Genomic DNA, 19,025 nt, shown 5'->3' on the forward strand with positions numbered 1-19,025 from the left:
GATGCGGCTGGTAGCAAGCGATATCGACGGAACAATCCTGGGTCACGACGGGAAGATCAGCGCCCGCACCGTCCGCGCGTTCCACGCCTGCCGGGATGCGGGCATCGAGCTTGTCTTCGTCACAGGCCGGCCGCCGCGCTGGCTGCACCCGCTGGAAGAGCAGCTCGGGCACACGGGCCGGGTGATCTGCTCCAACGGCGCCGTCGTGTGGGACCTGGAAGCGGACAAGCTCGTGTCCGCCCGCACCCTGACCACCGACGCCGTGCTGGAACTGCGCCGGATCATCAAGCAGCTTCGGCCCGCGGCTCTCTTCGCCGTGGAAACCCTGGACGGCTTCCACCTGGAGCCCGGCTTCATCGAGAACGGCTCCAGCGAACTGCTGGGCGAATTCACGCCCGCCCCGCTGGCCGCGACGCTCGCCGCCGGCGAAGCCGTGGCCAAGTTCCTGGCGATTGTCCGGGAGGGCACCGCAGATGACTTCCTGGCGCAGGTGCGCCCCGCCGTCGCGCATTTGGCGTCCGCCACCCACTCCGCGCCCAACGTGGCGATGCTGGAGCTGGCCGTACCCGGCGTCAACAAAGCGGTCACCCTCGCCGGGTACGCAGCGACCCTGGGGATCGACGCCGCCGACGTGGTGGCCTTCGGCGACATGCCCAACGACATCGAGATGCTCCGCTGGGCAGGGCACGGGTACGCGATGGCCAGTGGCCACCCGGAGGCGATCCGCGCCGCCGGCCGGCAGGCGCCGCATTTTGATGACGACGGCGTTGCGCAGGTCCTCGAGGAACGGCTGGCAGCCTTGGGCGTCAGACTATAAGCCTGCTGTCAGCTGGCGCTCACCCCGCGTTCATCTTGGCTTCCTACCTTGGAGTAGGGAAATCGATGAGGGGGTAACGATGGGCAGAAGCGTCAAACGCCATACGCTGGACGGACCGGTGCGCAAGGTCTCGCCGGCGCCGCACTGGAAGAAGCTCCGGCAGGGCGACCGGGTCCGCGTACAGCTGGCTCCCGGCTTCGAAACCGGCGGGATCGTAGATGCCGTAACGGCCGACCACGAGGCCGTGTGGGTCCACCTGGACGACGGAGCCGGCCGCACGCTCCTGCACTGCAGCGACAGCGTGGACATCCGGCGCGGGGACGCCTGACCGGCGCCTGAAACCGGTACGCTCACGGAGTGAGCCTGCCATTTTTCGAGGACCGCCCGGCCGCCTTGGCGCACCGCGGGTTTTCCCGCGAAGGGCTGGAAAACTCCATGGCCGCGTTCCGCGCCGCCGTCGACCTCGGCTTCCGGTACCTGGAAACGGACGTTCACACCACGTCCGACGGCGTTCCGCACCTTTTCCACGACAGCACCCTGAAGCGCGTGACCGGCAACCCCGGCAGGATCTCCGGCCTGGCCGCGGACCAGGTGGCGCAGGCCAGAATCGGGGGCACGGAGCAGGTTCCCCGGCTGGATGCCCTGCTTCTGGAGCTGCCGGAGGCGCTGCTGAACCTGGACATCAAGGATTGGAACTCCGTGGAGTCGGTGGCGGCTGTGATTGAACGCCACCAGGCCCACCACCGGGTCCTAATTACCAGCTTTTCGGACCGGCGGCGCCGGGCGGTCCTTAAACGCCTGTCCCGCCCCGTGGCTTCCTCCGCCGGACTCACCCTCAGCGCCGTCTTCACGCTGTTGGGCCCCGCCCTTCCCACGCGGCTCTTCCGGCGCGTGATGCCGCGGATCCTGCACGACGTCCACGCGCTCCAGGTTCCCGTCCGCTACGGACCGGTCCGGGTGGCCACATCCGGCTTCGTCCGGAGGGCGCACTCCCTCGGTCTCGTGGTTCACTGCTGGACCATCAACGACCCGGGCGAGATGCGGCGGCTGCTGGACCTCGGCGTGGACGGGATCGTCACGGACCGGGCGGACCTGCTGCGGGACCTGCTGCTGGAACGGGGTCAGTGGCCTGAAGGGCCGGTCCGGTAGTCGGTTGGCGTGGTGGCCGGGTCCTGGCCGCCCTCGGAAGGATCCGCGCGCAACTCTTCGGGGTCGCCTTCGGGCAGTCCGCCGGGGCCGGCAACATGCTCCGGGGCCGGCGCAGCCGCGTCGGTACCGCCGCCACCGCCCCGCTGCGGACCTCGTTCCGCGTCGCCGCCCAGCGGGCTGTCGGAAACCGGACCTTCCGAGACCGGGCCGGGGGCTGCTCCTGTCTTCAGCCCCGGCGCCTTCTGCTCCTCGGCCTCCATGGCGTTGGAGCCTTCGCTGATGGAGGAGTGGACTTCTACGTCGTCGTTGGGATTCGTAGGGTCTGGAACGTTGGACTTCTCTGCCGGATCCGATGTGCCCGCGAGGTCCTCCATCGCGTTTTCCGCTGCCTTTCCGATGCTGTCGCCGATTCCCATGACTGTTCCTCCTGACATCGTGTGCGGGGCCACTGCGGGTGGCGCTGCCTGACAATTCCAGAATTATCAGCATGCTTACATTTAGTCCAGTGCGAGGCTGGCTTGCGGTGCGGACGACGACTGCACATCCTTTAGGAGGCGCCGCCTCTTGGGTGCGCCCCGGCTCCGTCTGCGTCCGCGAGCTGCCGCTTCAGGCCGTCCGGATCCAGCGGGGTGTTCCAGCCGGCCCAGTCCTGGGGCCGCACGGAGGGCCGGCCCAGGAGGTAGCCCTGTCCGGCGTGGATGCCCAGCTCGGTCAGGGCTTTGAGCTCGCCCGGTGTTTCGATGCCTTCAGCCACCAGCGATGTGCCGATCTGCGCCGAGAAGTCCACCAGGCAGGCTGCGAGGGCGCGCTGGATCTCGTCCGTATCCACGCCGCTGATGATGTTGCGCCCCACTTTCAGGAAGTCCGGCTGCAGGTGGAGCATGCGGCTCAGGGCGCCGGCGGTGGGCTGGGTGTCATCCAGTGCGAGCCGCAGGCCCTGCTCACGGAAGGGGTTGACCGCCGCCATGAACTGAAGATATTCCGCATCGGGAATGTCTTCGGTCAGTTCGAGTACCACCCGGTTAACGGAGAGGTCGATGTGGCCGAACAATTCGGGAAGCCGCGGGTCTATGCACGACGTCGGGGAAATGTTCAGCGAAACGTACAGGTGCGCAGGCAGGTCCCGCGCCGCAGCAGCGGCCGAGCCCAGCGCGGCGAATTCCAGGTTGGCACCCAGCCCAACGGAGGCGGCCTCGGCAAACCACAATTCCGCGGCTGCACCGTCGTCGCTGACGAACCGGGACAGGGCCTCGGCGCCCACCACGGTCTTATCCCTGAGTCCGTAGATCGGCTGAAACGCCGTCATCAGCATCCTGCTCTCCAGCAGTGCGCTGATCCGGGACATGCTCCGGATGGCATCCATCTGCTCGGCCAGCTTGGGCGGAATGACGGGGAGGGCAGGATGCGCCGGCCCCACATCCGGCGCAGGGTGGGAGCGCGATTCGCTGCGGCGCGACTCCATGAGGTACTCCAGGAGCGCCCGCTCGGGAACTCCAGGGTTCTCCTCGAGGCTTCTGCTGAGGCGCTGGCGCACACCGGCGCCGGACGGATCAGTATCTGACAGGACTCCGGCAATGATTCCCCATGCCTGTACCCGAACCGACATTAGCTACGCCCCCAGTTGACGAAGTAATGACCCAGTGGCCGCTTGACCACTTGATCGTATATCGGCGCGCGTCAAAGCGCAGTAACTTCCGCTTTATTGGCTGGCGCGTTCTGCCAGGCTGGCCAGGACTTCCGGAACCTGCTCCGGCGGCACGGGCCGGCTGAAGTAATACCCCTGGGCGCTGAGGCAACCCAGCTCCCGCAGCATGCCGGCCTGTTCGGCAGTCTCCACCCCTTCCCAGACCGCCTCCAGCCCGCAGGCCCGGACGAGCTGCAGGACGGCCGCCACCAGCGCAGGCTGGGTGGGGTCGTCACCGAGCCCGACGAGGAGTGACCGGTCCACCTTGACCCGGTCCACGGGGAGCCGTCGGAGGTAGCTGATGGATGAATAGCCTGTGCCGAAGTCGTCGATTTCCAGGCCGACGCCAAGTCCCCGGAGTCCGCCGAGGGAGTAGCGGTCCAGCTCGTTGCCGCGGACAATGGCGGCCTCGGTGAGCTCCAGGACTACCTGGGAGGGCAAGACGCCGGTCTCCTTGAGGACCTCCCGTACGTCCTCGATAAACTGCAGGCTTTGCAGATCAGTTGCGGAGATGTTGATCCGCACCGAGAAGCGGCTGTCCACCACGGATTCCGCCTGCCAGTCCCGCAACTGGTGCACGGCGGCATGGAGCACCCAGAGGCCGAGTTCGGAAATCAGCCCCGCCTCTTCAGCGACGGGGATGAACTCGTCCGGCATGATTATTCCCCGCTCGGGGTGGTGCCAGCGGACCAGGGCCTCCACGCCCTCGATCCGTCCGGTGGCGAGCTCCACCACCGGCTGGTAGGCCAGCTCCAGGCCGCTGTTCCGGATGGCGCCCCGCAAATCCTCGACCAGCTGGCTGCGGAGCCGCCGGACCAGCAGCAACCCGGGTTCGAAGCGGTGGAGCCGGTTCTGGCCCTCAGCCTTGGAGGCGTACATGGCGACGTCCGCCTCCATGAGCATGTCCTCGGGACTTTGCCCGGAACCCCCGATGCTGAGGCCGATGCTCGCACCGCACCTGATGCTGCGCCCCGGGACCTCGATGGGTTCGCCCACCTCCGCAAGGATGCGGTGCGCCACAATATCCGCCTGGTCCGGGGATGCCGCAGGCATGACGATCGCGAACTCGTCTCCGCCCAGCCGTGCCACCACGTCCGAGGTGCGTACGGCGCGGCGGATCCGTTCTCCCACGGTGACCAGGACCTGGTCGCCAGCGCTGTGTCCCAGGCTGTCGTTGATGGTCTTGAACCCGTCAAGATCCATCAGGAGCAGCACCGGCGCTTCGTCGTCGGCCGCTTCCGCGTCAATGGCGGACCGCAGCGCCTCGAGGAGGGCGGACCGGTTGGCCAGGCGCGTGAGCGGATCCTGCATGGCCATCGCCTGCATCTTCAGGTGCGCCTCGTGGAGCATCTGGGTGCGGACCTGGACACGCTGTTCCAGCTCTTCGTAGATGATCTGGAGGTCCTCGGCCAGGAGGTTCGTGCCCATGATGATGGCATCGAGGTCGTCGCGGGCAGGTGACACCTCGATGCGTGAGCTGAGGTCCCCGGAGGCCAGCCTGACGATGCCTTCCAGGAGGCGGGAGAGCCGCGGGTCGTCGTCGGAAAACATCTGGTTCCTCCTCCCGTCCTCTCAGTTGGCCTGGCTGCGGGCAGCGTCCAGCGGCAGGCTCACCGTCACGGTGGTTCCCGCGCCGAGCGTGGAGGCCACATCGATCCGGCCGCCGTGCCGGGCCACGATGTCCTTGGTGATGGCGAGCCCCAGCCCAGTGCCCGGAATGGCGCCGGCCATCGCGTTGGACGCCCGGTAGAAGCGGGTGAAGACGTGGTCGATCTCTTCGCTGGAAATCCCGATCCCCGTGTCCGCAACGCTGACAGTGGCCCAGCGGGTGCCGTCCGGCGCGGCATGTGACTCGCTGCCCACCTCTATCCGGCCGCCGCTCGGGGTGAACTTGATGGCGTTGGAGACCAGGTTGGTGAACACCTGCTGGAGCTGGACCTCATCCGCCAGGATTTCCGGGTCCTCGGGGACCGGTTCGAGGGCGATGGTGACGTTCTGCTGTTTGGCCAGCGGCCGCAGAGCTGCGGCCACAAGGTCCAGCGTCCGCCCCAGGCGCACGGGGGTCAGGTGCATCAGGGAATCGTCCAGGCCGTTGCGCGAGACGCTCAGCATGTCCTCCATCAGGGCCCGCAGTCGTTCGGTGTTCCGCACCACGATGTCCAGCATCTGGTGCACCTCGGCGGAAACCGGCTCCTCGGCGCTCTCCTGGATCATGTCGAGGTAAGCCATGATGGACGTCAAAGGCGTCCGCAGCTCATGATTGACGGTTGCGAGGAAATCGGTTTTGGCCTTGTCCAGCTCGCGCAGCTGCCGGACTACCTGCTGCTGGCTGTTGATCAGGTGGCTCTGGATGAGGCCGTGGGCCGCGTTCCCGGCCACGTGCTGGATCAGTCCGAGTTCGGTGTTGGACCAGGAGCGGGGGCATCCGAGCACCGTTATCCAGACGATGCCCAGGGATGATTCGCCTTCGCCCAGCGGAACGGCCAACGTTGAGAGTGCTCCGGGCGCCAGCCTTCCGGCGTCGTCCTCCCCGCCCTCCGCCGCCCCGGGGGAGAGGCCCGGTGCCGGCAGCGATTCCGCTCCGGCCCATAGCCGGTCAGCAAGCTGTCGTGCCTCCCTTTCCTCTGGAAACATGTTGTCCGGAACAAGTTCCAGCCCCGGCCGGGTCCAGTCTGCAGTGAGCTGCGGGATCCTGGGGTCGTCGAAGGTGGCGAGCCGAACGTGGTCGGCGTGGAAGGTGCTGCCGAAACCGGCGGCTACGTAGTCGGCGATCTCCTGCGGATCATTGGTGCTCCGGACGGCTGCGGATACCTCCCGAAGCCGTTCCCGCAACGCTTCAGTTTCCTGACGGGCTGCCCGACGTCGGGCCACCATCCCCACAAGTGCGTTGGCGCGGTGCACCAGCTCCCTGGGGGCCGGTGGCTTGATGATGCTATCCCGGATGCCTGTACGCTCAAGCGCGGCTGTCTCTTCGGGGCTGTCCAGATTGACCAGGACCAGAACCGGGACGTCGGCGTCGAAAGCGGACAGGGTCGCATCCACCACAACGACGTCGGGGACGCCGGCGGCGAGCAGCGCTGCCAGGGATCCTGCGTCCCCGGCGGTCCGGACGCTGTAACCTGCGCGGCGGAGTGCATCGGCGAGCAGGGCAACCCGGGCGGCGTCAAGGTCTGCCACCACAGCGGCGCGGGATGTTCGTGCATACGAAGGCGTGTCAGGCCCCACGGTCCCCCTTCCCTCCCAGTTGAGTACATTGTAGGGGGACGCCGGGTGGAGGCTCCATGGAAAAGAGCGGGGGAGCAGCGATGCAGCCAGGGACAGCTTCCGGGAAACCGGATCTCTTCTTCGACGACGGCGGTGTCCTTCAGTTGCGGTGGCCCCGGAACGCGTCCATTACCGAAGACGACGCCGAGGCGGCCATGGAGGGCGTCAACCGGCTTTGCGGCCAGGACCGCCACCCCATGCTCGTGGATATGGCCACGACTGAAAAGGTGAGCAGGGGTGCCCGCGCGGTCTTCGGCCGCCCCTGCCAGGCGTCCCGGATCGCGCTTTTGGGCTCGTCGCCTGTGGACAAGGTCATGGCGAATTTTGCCCTCGGCCTGGGAACCCGGCCCTGCCCCACACGCTTCTTCACGTCCCGGGACGAGGCCATGGCGTGGCTGCAGGCCGGCAGCGAACCCGCATGAAAGCGTTCACGTCCGCTCTGCGCAAGTACCTGATGACCCCCAGGCTGATCCGGCTGGCGCGTTCCGCCCCGAAAGACCGGCCGCTGGCGTGGGAGCGGTACTGGGCCGGGATCAGCGCGACCGGAAGCGCCGGTGAGGTGCTGTGGGACTCCGGCTCGGACCGGGAATTCCAGGGCTACAGGGACGTGCTGCTCCGGCACTTTGATCCGGAACTTCCGGTGGTGGACGTAGGGTGCGGACATGGCCGCTTCACCCGGGCACTGGCGGGCACGTTTCGCCAGGTGGTGGGAGTGGATATTTCCCGCCACGCTGTGGAGCAGGCCCGGGCGGAGCAGGCCCTGCCCGGGACGGAGCGCGGCACGATTACCTACGAGGTCTGTGACATGACGTCGCCGCGCGCCGGCGCCGGCCTGGTGGAAGCACCGGGCGCCAACGTTTTCCTTCGCGGCGTCCTCCATGTGCTCCGCCGCAAGGACCAGGCGGCACTGGCCGAAAACCTGCGGATCCTTGCGGGCTCCCGGGGTGCCGTTTTCTTGGTGGAGACAAACTTCCGGGGTAGCCCCGTCTCGTATGCTTCCCATCTGGGTGCCACGTTCCGCAGCATTCCTGCTCCCCTGGAAAGGGCCATCCGGGGACTCCCGATGCCGGGCCATTTTGGTCCGGAAGAGCGCTTGCGGGTCCTGTCGCCGGCGGTGTGGGACTTGCTCGAGGACGGTCCGGCGGTCATCGACACTCACCCGCTCACCGGCGTGGCAGGCCGCAACCATGTGCCGGGCTACTACGCGGTGCTGCGGCAGCATAAATAGCGGTCTGCGGGCTTTCGAACAGCCCGCAGTTTTTCCGCAATTTACCATCAAGGCAGGCGCCGAAGCCCTATAGCAAGTAAACTTATTACCCAGCCTCTGGGGAAGGGAAGCAGCCATGGTGCAGGACAGAACACGAGCCACCCGGGCGGCAGCGCGCGACTTCGTTCCCTCGGGCGCCCTCCTCTCGATACTTCTCCCGCCCACCTACGGCAGCCACGTCACGGAGACCACCGCGTTCACGGTCCTCTCGGTAGAGGTGTGGTCCTCCGGGCTGGTGGTCAACGTACAGCTGGCCTCCGACATGGCACCGGAGGCCAAGATCGTCCTGCAGGACCATTTTGGAACGGAGTACACCCTGCGGAAGTCCGTCACGCTGGGCTCCCGGAATCTGCAGGTGTTCAGCCCCTCCCTGCCGGCCGGTGTCAGAAGCCTGACGGTCAAGGCGGCAGATGACGTCACGGGCCGGCCCGCCGTCACATTTGCTGTTCCGCTGATGCCCGCGCCGGCGGAAGAATCCGGCCCGCAACTGCGCCGCCCAGCCTGAACAAGACCCGACGAACCGCAAGGATCCCTGCACGCCCCCAAGGAAAGGCACCCATGCAGCCAACCACGGAATTTTCCCCTGCTACCGCCATCGTCACCGGGTCCGACTCGGGCATCGGTAAGGCTACCGCCGTGGCCCTCGCCGCCGCCGGCCTGGACGTCGGGGTGACCTGGCACTCAGACCAGGCCGGCGCTGAGGATACTGCCGCAGAGGTCCGTGCCCTCGGCCGGAAAGCGGTGGTGCGGCAGCTGGACACAACCGACCTCCAGGCGGCGGCCGGCGTCATCGACGCGCTCGCGGACGAACTCGGCGGGGTGGACGTCTTCGTCAACAATGCCGGGACCGGAGACGGAACGCAGTTCCTGGATCTGGATGTGGAAACCTGGCAGCAGACCGTGGACACCAACCTGGGCGGCGCCTTTGTCTGTCTGCAGGCCGCAGCGCGGCGGATGGTAAGAGCTGGCCAGGGCGGGAGGCTGATCGCGGTCACGAGTGTCCACGAGTTCCAGCCGCGCGTCGGGGCCGCCGCGTACGACGCCTCAAAGCATGGTCTGGCCGGGCTCATGAAAACCATCGCCCTCGAACTGGCCCGCCATGGCATCACCGCCAATAATGTGGCGCCCGGTGAAATCGCGACCCCGATGACGGGGCAGGAGAATGAGGACCCGACGGCGAAGGACCGGCCCGGAGTGCCGCTCGGCAGGCCGGGGGACGCCCGGGAGGTGGCTGCGGTCATCGCCTTCCTTGCCTCGCCCGCCGCCAGTTATGTCACGGGGGCGTCCTGGCCCGTGGACGGCGGCATGCTGCAGATGGGGCCGCAGGCCGGATCGCACATCACCAGCCACGAGTGGCGCGACGCCTAAACCCGCCGGGCTGGCATGATGGAGCGCATGCGCATCTTGATCGCCCCGGATAAATTCAAGGGTTCCCTCACCGCGGCTGAAGCTGCCGCGGCCATCGCCGAAGGCGCCCTCCGCGTCTATCCGGACGCTGTAGCAACCCAGTTCCCCATCGCGGACGGCGGGGAAGGAACCCTGGAGGCCGCCGTGGCGGCAGGATACGAGGAGCGGCTGCACGCCGTCGTCGGCCCCATCCTGGCGCCGACCGGTGCGGCGTGGGCGCTCCATCGGGATCCGGACGGCCACATCACCGCGGTCATCGAGACCGCGCAGGCCTCGGGACTGGCAGACATGGAACCGACTCCCGAGAATGCGCTGCGCGCCCACAGTTATGGGTGCGGTCAGCTCATTGCCGCCGCACTGGAGGCCGGCGCTACCGAGATCGTCCTGGGCCTGGGCGGGTCCGCCATGACCGACGGCGGCAGCGGCGCACTCCGCGCCCTTGGCCTGAAGCCCCTCGACGCCGCCGGCAACGTCGTGCCGCTGGGCGGGGCGTCCCTGGCGGACGTGTCCGCCCTCGATGTCTCCGAACTGGATCCCCGGCTGGCCGGTACCCGGTTCCGCATCGCGGTGGACGTGCGGAACCCGCTCTACGGTACCTCCGGAGCCGCCCACGTTTTTGGGCCCCAGAAAGGCGCGGACCAGGACGCGGTGGAAATGCTCGACGCCGGGCTCCGCAACTGGGCGTCCGTCCTCCGCGAAGCAACGGGCCGGGACGTCAACGTCCCGGGGGCGGGCGCCGCCGGTGGCTTCCCGGCGTCGTTCCTTGCCTTCACCGACGCCGTGCTGGAAGGCGGCTTCGCGCTGGTAGCGGGGCTGACGGGGCTGGCCGAACAGCTTGCGGAGGCTGACCTGGTGATCACAGGTGAAGGGTCCATGGATTCGCAGTCGCTGACCGGAAAGGCCCCGATTGCGTTGGCACATGCAGCTCGGGAACGGGGGATTCCCGCGGTGGTCGTGGCCGGGCGCATCCTTGTCACGGCAGAAGACCTCGCCCAGCACGGCGTGGTGGCTGCCGCCCAGTTGCTCGATGTTGCCGAAGGTCCGGAAGACGCCGTCGCGAACGCCGCCCGGCACTTGGTGCGCGCCACCGCCCAGGTGCTCGAGGGCGCCTAGCTAGCCGCCGACTTTATACGATGGTGGTCTTGCCTCGGCGGCGCCACCACACCAGCACCACGATCAGGGTGGCCAGGGCGATCCCTCCGATGACCCAGGGGGCGAAGTCGAGCCGGCTGGCCTCCTTCTGCGCCGATTCGCCTGTACCTGGGTTGGCCGGGCCGGTGGAAGCGGTGTCGCCGGGGGACGGTGTGGGGGTGTAACCGGCCAAGGGGACCAGCGTTTCGGCAGTATTGGCCTGGCTGGCGCTGGCCGCGGCGGAAAGGTGGGCTGTCTGCGGGGCGGCGTGCGCCGCTCCAGCCGCCAGGGCGGGAGCGGCGGCGAAGGTCAAGGCCAGCAGGATGGTACGGACGATGGTGTGCATGACTAGGCTCCTGTTTCGTAGTGCGGTTCGGCCACCGGCTTGGACTCCGGTGAACCACGTTCCCGCAGGTAGACGGAGGCGCCCACCAGGACGGCCACCGCAAGGAATTCGCTCTGCCAGTTCTGGAACGACTCGAACCAGAACCGGCTCGTGGCGATGTACTGCAGGACGGTCACGGACGGTCCGTCGTGGCTTTGCTGCTCCTGGTTGTAGGCCTCCGCGCCGCCGACGGCATGCAGGCCAAAAGAGGCGAGGAACAGCACGAAGAGCAGGATGGACAGTGAGTGCTCGTAGAACTTCAGCACCACGCCTCCGCGCTTCACCGGCCAAGGCGTGGCCTTCCCGATCGCTGCCTGGCGCGGGTCCTCGTCCTGCGGAGCGTCCTTGCCCATCGGTTTGGACTCCGAGGAACCTTTCTGGAACAGGAAGACTGTGAGCACTACGTACATGCCCATCTGCAGGAATTCTGATTCCCAGTTCTCGAAGGTGGCTTCCATAAATTCCCCGGTGCCCAGAAACTGGAGGACGGAAACGGCGGCTTCACCGTGCGCCTGCTGCTCCTCGCTGTATGCTGCCGCCCCGGAGAGGATCATCCCTCCGAAGAACACGAGGAACAGGGCCGTGTTGGCGATGAGCAGCCCGTGTTCCTTGGCCCATTTGCCCATAATCATTCCTCGTTTCTGGACGCTGACGGGTTGTCCTCGGCGGTCCGGTTCAGGTGCAACGGGACGTAAACCAGCAGTACCAGAAGCAGCGCCAGCAGCACACCGCCTGCGATGAGTCCTGCCTCCCGGCCGGCGGTCACGTCGAAGACCAGGGACGCGGTCCCCACGCTGAGCAGGCCGACACCGCCCAAGGCGATCTTGGTGATGGCGTCCGCGCTGTTCACCAGCGTTTCCTTGAGCCGCTTCCGGAACAGCCGCCGGTGGACGCTGACCGGCAGCAGGATGAAGGCGGTGGTTAGCGCGGCCACCACGACGTTAGCGAGGTAGAGGGTCACCTGATAGTCGTCCAAGGTCTTGAAGCGATCCTGGAAGGGCAGGGTCAGCAGGAAACCTGCGAGGATCTGGACGCCGGTCTGCAGCACGCGCAACTCCTGGAGGAGCTCACCCCAGTTGCGGTCCATTCGTTCTTCGCGGGTTTCGTTCCTCCCGGACGAGTCCCGATGATCTTCTAACTCTGGCATTGTTGTTTCCTTTCCGCGCCGCTCCGCTGGTTCAGTTCTACTCCCTGCCTGCCCGGTAGCAAGGTCAGCGTTGCGCCTGTGTCCATGTTTGGTAAGTTTACTGATTACTGCTGGCGGGGATGCGGACCTCCGCGAACCCGCCCAGGAACTCCATCCGCAAACGCACACCAGGAGGAACCATGGCGCAGGAAAACCAGCACGTTGACCCGGAGGCTGCCACCGGCGGTTACGGCACGCCCACGGCAGAGCAGGAGCTGGGCGGCAGCCAGGGATCGCAGGCAGTGGACACCAATGCACCCCAGGCGGGGTCCGGCGGACAGCCAGTGCCGCGTGATCCTGCCGCACCGCAGGGCGGCGACGCTGACCTGCCCTCCAGTGCCGCGGAGATCGACGAATCCAACGACGACTCAAAGGGCTCTGCACCCGTCTCTTCGGAATCGGGCGAGGACGCGGCCGGGCTTCCGGACGGCAGCGGCAGCGACCTTCCGCAGGAGGAGGCGCCCAAGGACGACGACGGCGAGAGCTTCGACGCCGGATAGTCGCCGGAGCGGGCGCTAGTCTCCGCTGCCGGAGCCGACGGAGGCGGCTCCGGCGCCGATGAACAGCTCCCGGAAAGACCTCCCCGACAGGCATCCGGTGGACGTATTCTTAGTACAGGGTTTTGCAGTGGGCCTGGGCGCTACCACCAAGGCTGGAACATGGCCGCTGAACCTACGGGGCAGGTTGGCTGGGGACCGCTTCCAGTCCCCCCGGAGCCCGTCTTCGACAGCAAGGACGTCGAGGACTACCTCCAGGAGGAGACCCGCGACTTCATGCGGGACATCAACGGGGACCGCCGCGGCATCGGCTGGGCGGCCACCCTCTTCCGGCTGGGCGCTTCCCGCACCATCGCCGCCAGCACGGACCAGGCGCGCCAGGCGGACCGTGAGCAGTGCTCCTTCGCGGACGGGCCCGTCATGGAAGCGCTACGCAACAACGCGTTCGTTCTGGTCTCGGATCTGGCGCGGGACCGGCGTTGGCCGGGGTACGCCAGCGCTGCATCGGCCCACGGGGTGCAGTCACTGCTCGCGGTGCCTCTCGTGTCAGAGGAATCCGCCAGCGCCGCCATCAACCTTTACGCGCCGCTGCCGCACGCGTTTACCAGCGACGACCTGTTGAGCGCCGCGGCTTACGTCCGCCATGTGGCACGCGCCCTGCGGGTGGTGGTCCGCATTGCCGAGCGCGCCGAGGCGGCGGCGGGCGCCGCCGTCGTCCATGGCTCCCTGGTGCTGGTGGACCTGGGAGTGGGCCCCGCGCCGCTTAGCGCTTCTTCGGAGCGCGCTTCGGGCCGCCGCTGACCGGGACCGGGTCGGTTTCCGGTTCGGCGACCGTTCCGCGGGCCTTCGCGATGGCTTTCATGCCGTGGTAGATGACCAGCGCCGCGGCGGAACCCAGCGCGATGCCGGTGAAGGTCAGCTCGCCGATGGTCCAGGTGTAGTCCGCGATACCGATGATCAGGGCAACGGCAGCCGTGGTGAGGTTGACCGGGTTGGCGAAGTTCACCTTGTTCTGGACCCAGATCTTCACGCCCAGGATGCCGATCATGCCGTACAGCATGGTGGCTGCGCCGCCCAGGACACCGGCGGGAACTGTCGCAATGAGTTCGCCGAACTTTGGCGAGAAGCTCAGCAGAATGGCGAAGATCCCCGCAACCCAGTAGGCCGCGGTCGAATAGACCTTGGTGGCAGCCATGACGCCGATGTTTTCCGCGTATGTGGTGGTGCCGGAGCCGCCGCCGAAGCCGGCCAGGACGGTGGCGGCACCATCGGCCATCAGGGCGCGGCCGGACACGCCGTCCAGGTTCTGGCCGGTCATCGCGGCAACGGACTTCACGTGGCCGATATTCTCCGCCACCAGCACCAGGACGACGGGTACGAACAGGCCCAGGACGCCCAGGTGGAATTCGGGCGTCTGGAACTGGGGCAGGCCGACCCACGCGGCGGCGTCCATCTTGTCATAGCTGACCTCGCCGCGGATCATGGCCACGAGGTAGCCCACCACGACGCCCACCAGGATACTGAGCCGGCCCACGATGCCGCGGAAGAGGACGCTGACCAGGATGATGGTGGCCAGCGTGATGACGGCTGTGATGGGGGCGGCGTCGAAGTTCTGTTTGGCGGCCGGGGCAAGGTTCAGGCCGATGAGGGCCACAATGGCGCCGGTAACGATGGGCGGCATCAGGCGGTTGATCCATTCGGCGCCGAATTTTTGCACTATGGCACCCACGAGGGCCAGCGCGGCCCCGGCCATGACCACGCCGCCCAGCGCGCCCGCTACACCGAACTGCTGCTGCGAGGCCATGATGGGAGCGATGAACGCGAAGCTCGAGCCCAGGTAGCTGGGCACCCTGCCCTTGGTGATCACGAGGAACAGCAGGGTGCCGATGCCTGAGAAGAGCAGTGTGGTGGCCGGTGGCATGCCCGTGATGATCGGCACCAGGAAGGTGGCGCCAAACATGGCCACCACGTGCTGCATGCCTACGCCGATGGTCAGGGGCCAGGCCAGCCTCTCGTCCGGGGCCACCACGTGGCCGGGCTTAATGGACTTGCCGGTGCCGTGCAGCTTCCATTTGATTCCGAGCATGCTCATGCGAGGTGGCCTTTCAGGGGCGTTGAGGGGGTGCCGCGAAGGCAGAGGGGGATCCGCACCAGAATACCGCGAAGGCGGCACGTGGCGGAGGCCACGTGCCGCCGGGAACAAATGGGCATTACTTGAAGTTGCAACAAATGAACAACGTATGGAGGCCTCCCCGGTCCGCGGGGCGGCGCACTGAAAGGCTAACCCCATGACCATTGCCCATGAAGAAGCGGTTATCGATTCCGCCGCCGTCGACGCTATTTTTGCCGAGGCCCGCACCGCTAACTCCTTCACCGGAGAGGTGACCGAGGACCAGGCCCGCGCCATCTACGAACTCACCAAGTTCGGACCCACCGCCTTCAACTCGCAGCCGCTGCGCGTTACGTACGTCCGCTCGGCCGAGGCCCGCGCCACGCTGGTGGACGCCATGATGTCCGGCAACCGCGCCAAGACCGCTTCCGCTCCGCTGGTGGCCATCCTCAGCTACGACGCCGACTGGGCGGGCCAGTGGGACAAGTTCCTTCCGGAGTACAACGCCCCGAAGGCCATGTATGACGCCGACCCTGAGCTCGCCGCCGCCACCGGCAACAACAACGCCCACCTGCAGGCCGGCTACTTCATTCTGGCCGTCCGCTCGCTCGGCCTTTCCGCCGGACCGATGACCGGTGCCGACTTCAACGCCATCGACACCGCGTTCTTCCCGGCCGGCGGCCAGAAGAGCTTCCTGGTAGTCAACATCGGCCAGCCCGGCGAGGGCGCCTGGGGCGCCGCGAAGCCGAAGTTCGCCTACGAGGACGTCGTCCGCACCGTGTAACCCCCCGCGACCCTCTCTCAGTTTCTGCAGCTTTTCGGCCGTCGCTCTCTCACCGTGTGAGAGAGCGACGGCGTTTAAGGCGCAGGGAGTGAGAGAGCGTCGGGTGGGGGGATGGGAGACTGGGGCTATGCCAATGCGGAACCTGATCCTGGTGGCCTTCGTCGAGCCGGTGGCCGACGGGCTGGTTTTCCCCCGCAGCGAATGGCCGCTGCACATCACGCTGGTGAGGTTCGACGCCGATGCCTCCGCGGGCGCCGACCCCGCCGCAGCGCTGGCGGCGGCTGCCGACGCGACTGCCCGCGCAGCCTTGGGCGCCACGCTGCTGATAGGGGAAGACGCAGGTTTCGGCCGTGGCGGCTCGGTCCCCGTCAGCCTCGTTGAACCAGACCCCGCGCTCCAAGCCCTGCACGAGGATCTCGTGCGGGCCGTTGAAGCGCTGGACGGCCGCATCCTCACGCCGCACCACACCCTGTCCGGTTACCGGCCGCATGTCTCCCACCGCGGCGCGGGGCCGGAGGTGAAGCGCCTGCGTCCGGGAGACGCCGTCGTACTTGACCGGATTGCCCTGGTGGACATGGCGCCCGACGGCGACCGCACCATCCGGCGCATCCTGCGCCTGTGGAGCCTACCGGACAGCAGCTAGGCGATAACGCTGTCCACCAGGGCCTTGGCCTCGGCCTGCACCTGCTTCAGGTGTTCCTCGCCCTTGAAGGACTCGGCGTAGATCTTGTAGACGTCCTCGGTGCCGGACGGGCGCGCTGCGAACCATGCGTTCTCCGTGACAACCTTCAGCCCGCCGATCGGCGCGCCGTTGCCGGGGGCTTCGGTGAGCTTCGCGGTGATCGCCTCGCCGGCCAGTTCGGTCGCGGTGACGTCCGACGGCGAGAGCTTGCCGAGTGCCGACTTCTGCTCCCTCGTGGCAGCGGCGTCGATCCGGGCATAGACAGGGGCGCCGAACTGGTCCGTCAGCCCCTTGTACAGCTGCGACGGCGACTTGCCGGTGACAGCGGTAATCTCGGAGGCCAGCAGCGCCAGCAGGATGCCGTCCTTGTCCGTGGTCCACACGCTGCCGTCCTTCTTGTTGAAGGAGGCGCCGGCCGATTCCTCGCCGCCGAACGCGCCTTCGCCGGACAGCAGCCCGGGCACGAACCACTTGAAGCCCACCGGAACCTCCACCAGCTTCCGGCCCAGGCTTTCCGCCACGCGGTCGATGATCGAGGAGGAGACCAGGGTCTTGCCCACCACGGAGTTCGGGTTCCAGCCGCTGCGGTTGCGGTAGAGGTAGTCGATCGCGACGGCGAGGTAGTGGTTCGGGTTCATCAGCCCGCCGTCGGGCGTGACAATGCCGTGCCGGTCGGCGTCGGCGTCGTTTCCGGTGGCGATGTCGAAGGCGGAGCCGCCCCCGGTGGCCGTGCCGCCGTCGGACATCCGCTGGATCAACGACGCCATGGCGGAGGGCGAGGAGCAGTCCATGCGGATCTTCTCGTCCCAGTCCAGCGTCATGAACGCCCACTGCGGATCAACCGTAGGGTTCACCACGGTGAGATTCAGGTGGTGGCGCTCGGCGATTTCGCCCCAGTAGTCCACGGATGCCCCGCCCATGGGATCCGCGCCGATCCGGACTCCGGCGTCCCGGATGGCGTCCAGGTTCAGCACGGACGGCAGGTCGTCCACATAGCTGCTGAGGAAGTCGAACTTACCGGTGCTGTCCGCAGCCAGGGCGTCCGCTACGGGAATGCGCTTGACGCCGCGGAGGTCGTTCTCCAGGAGTTCGTTGGCGCGGTTGGCGATCCAGCCGGTGGCGTCCGAGTCCGCGGGGCCGCCGTGCGGAGGGTTGTACTTGAATCCGCCATCCGCGGGCGGGTTGTGGCTGGGGGTGACCACGATCCCGTCGGCCTGCGGGGCACCTGCCCCGGCCTTCCGGTTGTAGGTGAGGATCGCGTGGCTGAGCGCCGGGGTGGGGGTATAGCCGTGCCGAGCGTCGACGAGGACCTCGACGCCGTTGGCGGCGAGGACCTCCAGCGCCGAGTTCTGCGCAGGTTCGCTTAGCGCGTGGGTGTCCTTGGCCAGGAACAGGGGGCCGGTGATGCCCTGGCCGGCGCGGTATTCCACGATCGCCTGGGTGATGGCGACGATGTGCCGCTCGTTGAATGACGCCTTCAGGCTGGAACCGCGGTGCCCGGATGTTCCGAACGCCACCCGCTGGCCCGGGTCCGAAAGGTCCGGCGTGATGTCGTAGTACGCATCAAGGAGCGCAGTGATGTCAACAAGGTCCTGGGGGAGGGCAACTGTACCCGCGCGGCTAGCCATGGCACCAGCATGCCAGAGACGCGCCCGCGCCCAAACGGACAGTCCAGCATCCGGCCCCTGTGACGGCGGAATGTCATGCAAGTAGTGCGCCTGAGTACCGGGGCCGAAAAGTACCTATGTTCCGCCGGTTGCGGGCCCTGTTACGTTCGAAGAAATCCAGGGAAAGACCCGGAGAACAACGGACGACGGCGTCCTGCCGCCAACGGTGTTTCCGGCAGTGGACAGGGGGGCGGCCATGGGGGCGGCAGGCGGGAGAGCAGGCAGCGGCGGCGCAGATGATGGCCGCCACGCTGCGGGAACCCTCGACGAGGCATTGGCAGCGCTTGTGCACAGCGGCTGGCAGCAGTTCCACGAGGTCAACTGGCCGGGACGGCCGCAGGCGCGCCTGGACCACGTCCTGGTGGGGCCGGGCGGGATCGTGGTGGTGGATGCCAAAGACTGGACCGGCGACGTGCGTGTAGTGTCCGGCGGGCTCTGGCAGGACCGTTACGCGCGGCCGCAGGCGGTTGAGGGCGCCCTCGCCCAGTGCGCGGCCGTCACCTCCGTAGTGGAACCCCGGTACCGCAGGCTGGTGCGGCCGCTGATCTGCATGACGGCCCAGACCAACCTCTTCGGGATCACAAGGGCGGACGTGCCCGTGGTGGGACCGGGCCAGGTAGTGCGTGCTATCGGCCTGCTGCCAGAGGTCCTGGACCGCGAGGACGTTGCGGGCCTGCACAAATCACTTGGCCGTACACTGACCGGCGATCAGCAGGCGGGACTCGCAGGCTTTCCCCGGCGGGTGCCCGCCCGCGGGGGACGCCCCGCGCGGCGGAAGGAACGGCACGGGCGGGCATCAGGCGCTGGATATATGCCGCCAAAGGAATGGGATCCTTCGCAGTACGGGCGGCCCGCCATGGCGCACCCCGGCCGCACCGCCGGGCCCCACTTCGGTGCGATCACTGCCGGCAGGCTGGCGCTGCTGGCAGCCTTCGTTGTTTTCGCGGTGTTTTTCCTGCCGCCGGGGGGCCCGTAGCCAGCCACCGCGCCGGTAG

The 19,025-nt window shown here is 67.5% G+C and carries 22 protein-coding genes; 13 read left to right on the forward strand and 9 right to left on the reverse strand.

Annotated elements, in window-relative coordinates:
* Position 1: 1 nt before the first annotated feature.
* From ACFWIX_RS12520 to ACFWIX_RS12530, 3 genes are all read left to right on the forward strand, one after another.
* The gene (locus ACFWIX_RS12520; RefSeq protein ID WP_377216452.1) at positions 2-817 is read left to right on the forward strand and encodes an HAD family hydrolase; all 816 of its coding nucleotides are present in this window, start codon (positions 2-4) and stop codon (positions 815-817) included.
* A 79-nt stretch (positions 818-896) separates the two neighbouring features.
* Positions 897-1,145, forward strand: a complete 249-nt coding sequence (locus ACFWIX_RS12525) for a hypothetical protein (RefSeq protein WP_377216453.1) — start codon at positions 897-899, stop codon at positions 1,143-1,145.
* A gap of 29 nt (positions 1,146-1,174) precedes the next feature.
* Complete coding sequence (locus ACFWIX_RS12530; RefSeq protein ID WP_377216454.1) at positions 1,175-1,966, forward strand: glycerophosphodiester phosphodiesterase family protein; 792 nt, start codon at positions 1,175-1,177, stop codon at positions 1,964-1,966.
* Here the strand turns inward: ACFWIX_RS12530 and ACFWIX_RS12535 are convergent.
* The 4 genes from ACFWIX_RS12535 to ACFWIX_RS12550 form a co-directional block, all read right to left on the reverse strand.
* A complete protein-coding gene (locus ACFWIX_RS12535; RefSeq protein ID WP_377216455.1) occupies positions 1,939-2,382 on the reverse strand; it encodes a hypothetical protein in 444 nt (147 codons plus the stop codon). The genes ACFWIX_RS12530 and ACFWIX_RS12535 overlap by 28 nt on opposite strands.
* Positions 2,383-2,513: 131 nt before the next feature.
* Complete coding sequence (locus ACFWIX_RS12540; protein ID WP_377216456.1) at positions 2,514-3,572, reverse strand: EAL domain-containing protein; 1,059 nt, start codon at positions 3,570-3,572, stop codon at positions 2,514-2,516.
* Between the two features lie 93 nt (positions 3,573-3,665).
* Positions 3,666-5,201 (reverse strand): putative bifunctional diguanylate cyclase/phosphodiesterase, encoded by a 1,536-nt coding sequence (locus ACFWIX_RS12545; protein WP_377216457.1) that lies wholly within the window; start codon positions 5,199-5,201, stop codon positions 3,666-3,668.
* 21 nt (positions 5,202-5,222) lie between these two features.
* A complete protein-coding gene (locus ACFWIX_RS12550; protein ID WP_377216458.1) occupies positions 5,223-6,875 on the reverse strand; it encodes an ATP-binding protein in 1,653 nt (550 codons plus the stop codon).
* 80 nt (positions 6,876-6,955) lie between these two features.
* On the opposite strand from ACFWIX_RS12550, the gene ACFWIX_RS12555 reads away from it, so the two are divergent.
* The 5 genes from ACFWIX_RS12555 (at position 6,956) to ACFWIX_RS12575 (ending at position 10,701) form a co-directional block, all read left to right on the forward strand.
* Entirely contained in the window at positions 6,956-7,336 is a 381-nt protein-coding gene (locus ACFWIX_RS12555) for an STAS/SEC14 domain-containing protein (protein WP_377216606.1), read from the forward strand.
* Positions 7,333-8,142 (forward strand): class I SAM-dependent methyltransferase, encoded by an 810-nt coding sequence (locus ACFWIX_RS12560; RefSeq protein WP_377216459.1) that lies wholly within the window; start codon positions 7,333-7,335, stop codon positions 8,140-8,142. The genes ACFWIX_RS12555 and ACFWIX_RS12560 overlap by 4 nt, the downstream gene beginning before the upstream one ends.
* 115 nt (positions 8,143-8,257) lie before the next feature.
* On the forward strand, positions 8,258-8,686 hold the full coding sequence (locus ACFWIX_RS12565) for a hypothetical protein (protein ID WP_377216460.1): 429 nt from the start codon (positions 8,258-8,260) through the stop codon (positions 8,684-8,686).
* Between the two features lie 53 nt (positions 8,687-8,739).
* Positions 8,740-9,549, forward strand: coding sequence for an SDR family oxidoreductase (locus ACFWIX_RS12570; protein WP_377216461.1), 810 nt, complete (start codon positions 8,740-8,742; stop codon positions 9,547-9,549).
* A 27-nt stretch (positions 9,550-9,576) separates the two neighbouring features.
* On the forward strand, positions 9,577-10,701 hold the full coding sequence (locus ACFWIX_RS12575) for a glycerate kinase (RefSeq protein WP_377216462.1): 1,125 nt from the start codon (positions 9,577-9,579) through the stop codon (positions 10,699-10,701).
* A 13-nt stretch (positions 10,702-10,714) separates the two neighbouring features.
* Here the strand turns inward: ACFWIX_RS12575 and ACFWIX_RS12580 are convergent, their stop codons facing one another.
* The 3 genes from ACFWIX_RS12580 to ACFWIX_RS12590 are packed head-to-tail and all read right to left on the reverse strand — an operon-like array spanning position 10,715 to position 12,251.
* Positions 10,715-11,065, reverse strand: coding sequence for a LuxR family transcriptional regulator (locus ACFWIX_RS12580; protein WP_377216463.1), 351 nt, complete (start codon positions 11,063-11,065; stop codon positions 10,715-10,717).
* Positions 11,066-11,067: 2 nt separating this feature from the next.
* Complete coding sequence (locus ACFWIX_RS12585; protein WP_377216464.1) at positions 11,068-11,730, reverse strand: DUF6766 family protein; 663 nt, start codon at positions 11,728-11,730, stop codon at positions 11,068-11,070.
* A 2-nt stretch (positions 11,731-11,732) separates the two neighbouring features.
* A complete protein-coding gene (locus ACFWIX_RS12590) occupies positions 11,733-12,251 on the reverse strand; it encodes a DUF6328 family protein (protein ID WP_377216465.1) in 519 nt (172 codons plus the stop codon).
* A 179-nt stretch (positions 12,252-12,430) separates the two neighbouring features.
* On the opposite strand from ACFWIX_RS12590, the gene ACFWIX_RS12595 reads away from it, so the two are divergent.
* Together ACFWIX_RS12595 and ACFWIX_RS12600 are read left to right on the forward strand one after the other, a co-directional pair.
* Entirely contained in the window at positions 12,431-12,790 is a 360-nt protein-coding gene (locus ACFWIX_RS12595; RefSeq protein WP_377216466.1) for a hypothetical protein, read from the forward strand.
* Positions 12,791-12,949: 159 nt separating this feature from the next.
* On the forward strand, positions 12,950-13,588 hold the full coding sequence (locus tag ACFWIX_RS12600) for a GAF domain-containing protein (RefSeq protein WP_377216467.1): 639 nt from the start codon (positions 12,950-12,952) through the stop codon (positions 13,586-13,588).
* Here ACFWIX_RS12600 and ACFWIX_RS12605 read toward each other — a convergent pair.
* On the reverse strand, positions 13,551-14,879 hold the full coding sequence (locus ACFWIX_RS12605) for a uracil-xanthine permease family protein (RefSeq protein ID WP_377216468.1): 1,329 nt from the start codon (positions 14,877-14,879) through the stop codon (positions 13,551-13,553). The genes ACFWIX_RS12600 and ACFWIX_RS12605 overlap by 38 nt on opposite strands.
* 196 nt (positions 14,880-15,075) lie before the next feature.
* Here ACFWIX_RS12605 and ACFWIX_RS12610 point away from each other — a divergent pair, with 196 nt between their 5' ends.
* Both ACFWIX_RS12610 and ACFWIX_RS12615 read left to right on the forward strand, forming a co-directional pair.
* Positions 15,076-15,681: a malonic semialdehyde reductase gene (locus ACFWIX_RS12610; RefSeq protein WP_377216469.1), complete on the forward strand. Its 606-nt coding sequence runs from the start codon at positions 15,076-15,078 to the stop codon at positions 15,679-15,681.
* Positions 15,682-15,814: 133 nt separating this feature from the next.
* Positions 15,815-16,324 (forward strand): 2'-5' RNA ligase family protein, encoded by a 510-nt coding sequence (locus tag ACFWIX_RS12615; protein ID WP_377216607.1) that lies wholly within the window; start codon positions 15,815-15,817, stop codon positions 16,322-16,324.
* Here the strand turns inward: ACFWIX_RS12615 and pgm are convergent.
* A complete protein-coding gene (pgm, locus tag ACFWIX_RS12620) occupies positions 16,321-17,991 on the reverse strand; it encodes a phosphoglucomutase (alpha-D-glucose-1,6-bisphosphate-dependent) (RefSeq protein ID WP_377216470.1) in 1,671 nt (556 codons plus the stop codon). The genes ACFWIX_RS12615 and pgm overlap by 4 nt on opposite strands.
* Before the next feature lie 235 nt (positions 17,992-18,226).
* Here pgm and ACFWIX_RS12625 point away from each other — a divergent pair, with 235 nt between their 5' ends.
* Entirely contained in the window at positions 18,227-19,006 is a 780-nt protein-coding gene (locus tag ACFWIX_RS12625) for a nuclease-related domain-containing protein (RefSeq protein ID WP_377216471.1), read from the forward strand.
* The last annotated feature ends 19 nt before the right edge of the window (positions 19,007-19,025 follow it).

Source organism: Pseudarthrobacter sp. NPDC058362, from assembly GCF_042723515.1.
Taxonomy (GTDB): Bacteria; Actinomycetota; Actinomycetes; order Actinomycetales; family Micrococcaceae; genus Arthrobacter.

Coding starts and splice junctions, on each gene's coding strand:
- ACFWIX_RS12610 (WP_377216469.1), top strand. CDS start 15,076: ATGACCATTGCCCATGAAGAAGCGGTTATCGATTCCGCCGCCGTCGAC.
- ACFWIX_RS12585 (WP_377216464.1), bottom strand. CDS start 11,730: ATGGGCAAATGGGCCAAGGAACACGGGCTGCTCATCGCCAACACGGCC.
- ACFWIX_RS12520 (WP_377216452.1), top strand. CDS start 2: ATGCGGCTGGTAGCAAGCGATATCGACGGAACAATCCTGGGTCACGAC.
- ACFWIX_RS12580 (WP_377216463.1), bottom strand. CDS start 11,065: ATGCACACCATCGTCCGTACCATCCTGCTGGCCTTGACCTTCGCCGCC.
- ACFWIX_RS12590 (WP_377216465.1), bottom strand. CDS start 12,251: ATGCCAGAGTTAGAAGATCATCGGGACTCGTCCGGGAGGAACGAAACC.
- ACFWIX_RS12600 (WP_377216467.1), top strand. CDS start 12,950: ATGGCCGCTGAACCTACGGGGCAGGTTGGCTGGGGACCGCTTCCAGTC.
- ACFWIX_RS12540 (WP_377216456.1), bottom strand. CDS start 3,572: ATGTCGGTTCGGGTACAGGCATGGGGAATCATTGCCGGAGTCCTGTCA.
- ACFWIX_RS12575 (WP_377216462.1), top strand. CDS start 9,577: ATGCGCATCTTGATCGCCCCGGATAAATTCAAGGGTTCCCTCACCGCG.
- ACFWIX_RS12570 (WP_377216461.1), top strand. CDS start 8,740: ATGCAGCCAACCACGGAATTTTCCCCTGCTACCGCCATCGTCACCGGG.
- ACFWIX_RS12615 (WP_377216607.1), top strand. CDS start 15,815: ATGCGGAACCTGATCCTGGTGGCCTTCGTCGAGCCGGTGGCCGACGGG.
- pgm (WP_377216470.1), bottom strand. CDS start 17,991: ATGGCTAGCCGCGCGGGTACAGTTGCCCTCCCCCAGGACCTTGTTGAC.
- ACFWIX_RS12565 (WP_377216460.1), top strand. CDS start 8,258: ATGGTGCAGGACAGAACACGAGCCACCCGGGCGGCAGCGCGCGACTTC.
- ACFWIX_RS12625 (WP_377216471.1), top strand. CDS start 18,227: ATGGGGGCGGCAGGCGGGAGAGCAGGCAGCGGCGGCGCAGATGATGGC.
- ACFWIX_RS12525 (WP_377216453.1), top strand. CDS start 897: ATGGGCAGAAGCGTCAAACGCCATACGCTGGACGGACCGGTGCGCAAG.
- ACFWIX_RS12535 (WP_377216455.1), bottom strand. CDS start 2,382: ATGGGAATCGGCGACAGCATCGGAAAGGCAGCGGAAAACGCGATGGAG.
- ACFWIX_RS12595 (WP_377216466.1), top strand. CDS start 12,431: ATGGCGCAGGAAAACCAGCACGTTGACCCGGAGGCTGCCACCGGCGGT.
- ACFWIX_RS12560 (WP_377216459.1), top strand. CDS start 7,333: ATGAAAGCGTTCACGTCCGCTCTGCGCAAGTACCTGATGACCCCCAGG.
- ACFWIX_RS12545 (WP_377216457.1), bottom strand. CDS start 5,201: ATGTTTTCCGACGACGACCCGCGGCTCTCCCGCCTCCTGGAAGGCATC.
- ACFWIX_RS12605 (WP_377216468.1), bottom strand. CDS start 14,879: ATGAGCATGCTCGGAATCAAATGGAAGCTGCACGGCACCGGCAAGTCC.
- ACFWIX_RS12555 (WP_377216606.1), top strand. CDS start 6,956: ATGCAGCCAGGGACAGCTTCCGGGAAACCGGATCTCTTCTTCGACGAC.